The sequence below is a fragment of the Streptomyces sp. NPDC001108 genome, assembly GCF_053598535.1.
In genome coordinates, this window is the sequence record NZ_JBSFKL010000043.1 from 1 (window position 1) to 4,981 (window position 4,981).

Sequence of the window (4,981 nt, forward strand, 5' to 3'; positions counted from 1 at the left end):
ACCCGTCACCAACACCGTCCCCCCACCAAAAACCCCACCACCCAACACACCAGAACCAGACCCAGCACCAGCACCGGCACCGGCACCGGCACCGGACCCCACCACCGCACGAACCAACCGCGGAACAAACACCTCCCCCCCACGCAACGCCAACTGCGACTCACCCGACGCCAACGCCGACACAACCGCCCCCGCCGACCCCTCACTCCCATCCACATCGACCAACACAAACCGACCCGGATACTCCGACTGCACAGCACGCAACAAACCCCACACCGCCGCCGCGGCCAGGTCGGTGACGTCCTCGCCGGGACGGGTGGCCATCGCGTGGCGGGTGACGACGACCAGTCGTGCCGCACCGGTCCGCTCGTCCGCCAGCCACGCCTGCACGGTGGCCAGCACCTCTTCGAGGACTGCCTGCGGCCGCGCCTCCGGGTTGGTGTGCGGGCAGGGCAGCAGCACCGTGCGCGGGGATGCGCCCTCCGTGTCCGCGGTGCCGAGGGTGTCCAGCAGGGCCGGCAGATCCGGGTGTACGGGGGCGCCGAGCTCGTCCGGTACGACGAGAGTCCCGCCGAGCGAGCCGAGGACGACCACAGCCGGTGAGTCTCCGGCCGCTTCCGGCTCGGTGAGCGGTGCGTCGAGCGGCGTCCAGTCCACGCGGTGGAGATCGCGATCCACCGCAGCGCGACCGGCCTCGGCGAGTTGTCCAGCGGCAACCGGGCGCAGGACCAGCGATTCGACCGTGGCCACAGGGGCTCCGGCGGCGTCGGCGGCCAGTATGCGCACGCCGTCCCGGCCGACCGGAGAGAACCTCACCCGCAGGCTGCGCGCACCGGTCGCCAGCAGCCGCACGCCGTCCCAGGCGAAGGGCAGCAGGGGGCCCGACGCCTCTGTGTCCGACCGCGCGCCGTCCTCCCGCACCACGATGGCGTGCAGCGCCGCGTCCAGCAGCGCGGGGTGAATCCCGAACCGCTCGGCGGAGTCCTGCTGCTCATCGGCGAGCCGCACCTCGGCGAAGACCTCGTCCCCGCTGCGCCACATTCCGGTGAGGCCCTGGAAGGCCGGGCCGTATTCGTAGCCCTGGGCAGCGAGCTGCGGGTAGCGGTCGTCCAGGGCGACGGCCTGTGCGCCCTCGGGCGGCCAGGTCGCCAGATGGCCGGGGGCCTGCGCGGTCTCCGCCGCAGGTGTCCCGTCGGTCGCCGCGCCGGACACCAGGGCGGCCGTCGCGTGTCGCGTCCAGCGGTGCTCATCCTCGCCGCCCGGGGTGGCGGCCATCGGCCGGGCGTAGACCCGGAGTCCGCGTCGGCCGTTCTCGTCCGGTCCGTCCACCACGAGTTGCAGCTGGATGTCGCCCTGCTCCGGCAGGACCAGCGGCGCCTCCAGCGTGAGGTCGTCCACCCGGTCGCTTCCGCACTCGTCCGCGGCGCGCAGCGCCATCTCGACGAATGCCGTGCCCGGAAGCAGCACGGTGCCGAGGACCGCGTGATCGGCGAGCCAGGGGTGGCTGCGCAGGGAGAGCCTGCCGGTGAGCAGGAGTCCGCCGTCGTCGGCGCCGTCGGCGAGTGCGACCAGTGCGCTGAGCAGGGGGTGGTCGGCGGCGCCGAGCCCGGCGCCGGACACATCGCCGGTGGGGGCGGGGGTGCGCAGCCAATAGCGGTCGCGCTGGAAAGCGTAGGTGGGCAGGTCCACGGGCTCGGCCGGGCCCGCCGTACCGGGAATCCGTGTCCAGTCCACCGGCACACCCGCGGTGTGGGCGGTGGCGACGCTCGTCAGGAAGCGCCGCCAGTTCCCCTCGTCGCGACGCAGGGAGCCGACGACCAGGGCCGCCGGAGGTCCGTCGGTCTCGCCGTTCTGTGCCGCGCCGGACCCGAGGGCGTCGTCGACCGTCTCCTGAATGCCCATGACGAGCACCGGGTGCGGGCTCGACTCGATGAAGGTGGTGTAGCCGTCGGCGGTGAGGGCCCGGACCGCCTTCTCCAGCTGGACCGTGTTGCGGAGGTTCCGGTACCAGTAGTCGGCGTCGAGTACCGCCGTGTCGATCGGCTCCCCTTCGAGGGTCGAGTAGAACGCGATGGACGAGGAGCGCGGTTCGAGCCCGTCGAGCGTCTCCAGGAGTTCCTCGCGGATCTCTTCCACATGGGCCGAGTGCGAGGCGTAGTCCACCGCGATGGTGCGCGCTCGCAGACCCTCGTCGCGGCAGGCCTGCACCAGTTCCGCGAGCGCCGCCGGGTCCCCGGACACCACCGTCGCCATCGGGCCGTTGACCGCGGCCACCGACAGCCGGTCGCCCCATCGTGTGAGCCGTTCGGCCACATCGGCCCGCGGCAGCGGGATGGAGCCCATCCCTCCCTTGCCCGCCAGCGCACCGATGGCCCGGCTCCGCAGCGCCACCACCTTGGCGGCGTCGTCGAGGCTCAGTGCCCCGGCGACGCAGGCCGCCGCGATCTCTCCCTGCGAGTGGCCGACGACCGCCGCCGGCCGTACGCCGACCGACTGCCAGACGGCGGCCAGCGACACCATCACCGCGAACAGCGCCGGCTGGACCACGTCCACCCGGTCGAGGCCGGGCGCGCCGGACGACCCGCGCAGGACCTCGGTCAACGACCAGTCCACGTAAAGGGAGAGCGCCTGCTCACAGGCTTCGATGCGCTCCCGGAACACCGCGTTGGTGTCCAGCAGTTCCACGGCCATCCCGTCCCACTGCGACCCCTGTCCGGGGAAGACGAAGACGGTCCTGCCGGGGGCGGATGCCTGTCCCTGGACACCGGCCGCGGACTCCGCGGCGGCGAGCTCACCGAGCCCTTCGAGGAGGACGGCGCGGTCCGAGCCGATGACGACGGCGCGGTGGTCGAAGGAAGCGCGGGTGGTGGCGAGCGCGTGGGCAACATCGGCCGGGCGGAGTTCCGGGGCGGCTTCCAGGTGCTCCTTGAGGCGCAGCGCCTGGGCACGCAACGCGGAACGGCTCCTGGCCGAAAGGAGCCAGGGGAGAGGGCTGCCGTCAGAAGCCGCATCGGCGGCGGGCGGCTGGGCGGGGTCCTCCTCGGTGTCCGGGGCGGAGGCCGGTTCGAGAGCCTGCTCGGTCTCCGGCGGAAGGGCCGGTGCGGAAGCCTGCTCGGCCGGGTCGGCGGGCGCCTGTTCCAGAATGACGTGCGCGTTGGTCCCGCTGATACCGAAGGAGGACACCGCGGCCCTCCGCGGCCGGCCCGGGGCGCCTTCCGGCCACGCCACCGCCTCCGTCAGCAGTTCGACCGCGCCCGCCGACCAGTCGACGTGCGGCGACGGCTCGTCGACGTGCAGCGTCCTGGGCAGGACTCCGTGCCGCATCGCCATCACCATCTTGATGACGCCGCCGATCCCCGCAGCCGCCTGGGCGTGTCCGATGTTGGACTTCAACGAACCGAGGAGCAGAGGATGTTCGCCGTCCCGCTGCTGTCCGTACGTGGCGAGCAGTGCCTGCGCCTCGATCGGGTCGCCCAGTCGCGTGCCCGTTCCGTGCGCCTCCACCGCGTCCACGTCCGACGACGTCAGCCGGGCGTTGGCCAGGGCCTGCCGGATCACCCGCTCCTGCGACGGCCCGTTGGGCGCGGTCAGGCCGTTGCTCGCGCCGTCCTGGTTGATCGCGCTGCCCCGCACCACGCCGAGTACCCGATGGCCGTTGCGCCGCGCGTCCGACAGACGCTCCAGGGCGACCATGCCCACGCCCTCCGCCCACGCCGTACCGTCGGCGCCGGCCGCGAACGCCTTGGCCCGGCCGTCGGCCGCCAGCCCCCGCTGCCTGCTGAACTCGACGAACATCCCGGGCGTCGCCATGACGGCGGCACCACCGGCGAGGGCTATGCCGCACTCGCCCTGGCGCAGTGCCTGCGCCGCGAGGTGGAGTGCTACCAGGGACGATGAGCAGGCGGTGTCGACCGTCACCGCGGGTCCCTCCAGGCCGAGGGTGTAGGAGATGCGGCCGGAGGCGACGCTCGCGGTGCTGCCGGTGAGCAGGTACCCCTCGTACCCCTCGGCGGTTTCGTGCAGCCGTGGCCCGTAGTCCTGGGACATCGCCCCGACGAAGACGCCCGCGGCGACTCCGCGCAGCGCGGAGGGGTCGATTCCGGAGCGTTCCAGGGCCTCCCAGGAGGTCTCCAGCAGCAGCCGCTGCTGGGGGTCCATGGCCGCCGCCTCGCGCGGCGATATCCCGAAGAACGCGGGGTCGAACTCGTCGGCCCGGTGCAGGAATCCGCCGTGCCGCGCATAGGTCTTGCCCGGACGTCCCGGTACCGGATCGTAGAGGTCGTCGATGTCCCAGCCACGGTTGTCGGGAAGCTCGGAGATCGCGTCCTGCCCGTCGGCGACGAGGCGCCACAGCCCCTCGGGAGAGTCCACTCCTCCGGGATAGCGGCACGCCATGCCGATGATCGCTATGAGGTCGTCCGAGGTGTTCGGTGCGCGGTCGGCCGGCTGCTGTTCGGCGGGCTCGCCGCTGCCGAGCAGCTCGCGGCGCATGTACCGGGCGAGTGTGCCGGGGCTCGGGTGGTCGTAGATGAGCGTGGCGGAGAGTCGCAGCCCGGAGGTCGCGTTGACGCGGTTGGTGAACTCGACGGCGCTCAGCGAGTCGAAGCCCAGCTCCTTGAACGACTGCTCCGCATCGACGGTGCTCGACACATGCCCGAGAACGATGGCCACGTTCGTGCGCACCAACTCCAGCAGGAGCCGCTCCTGCTCGGCTTCACTCTCCCCCGCGAGCCGTTGGGCGAGCGCTTCCGCGGCGGACGGCGTGTGCTCATCGACGTCGTCCCCAACCTCGGCCGCGACGACCGGGGCCGAGGACGAAGGGAGGGGGAGCGGTGCGGGGGTGTGGGCCGTGTCGAGCCAGTAGCGGCGGCGTTGGAAGGCGTAGTTGGGCAGGTCGACGGTACGGCGGTCGGCCACGGGGCCGAAGACCGCGTCCCAGTCGGGCTCGAGACCGGTATGGACGTGCAGCCCGCCCAGCGCC

The 4,981-nt window shown here is 72.6% G+C and carries 1 protein-coding gene; it reads right to left on the reverse strand.

All coding sequences use genetic code 11. From position 1 onward, the window contains the following. Positions 1 to 4,981, reverse strand: a 4,981-nt coding sequence (locus ACWC97_RS33905; protein WP_450653659.1) for a type I polyketide synthase, incomplete at both ends; no start/stop codon positions are given.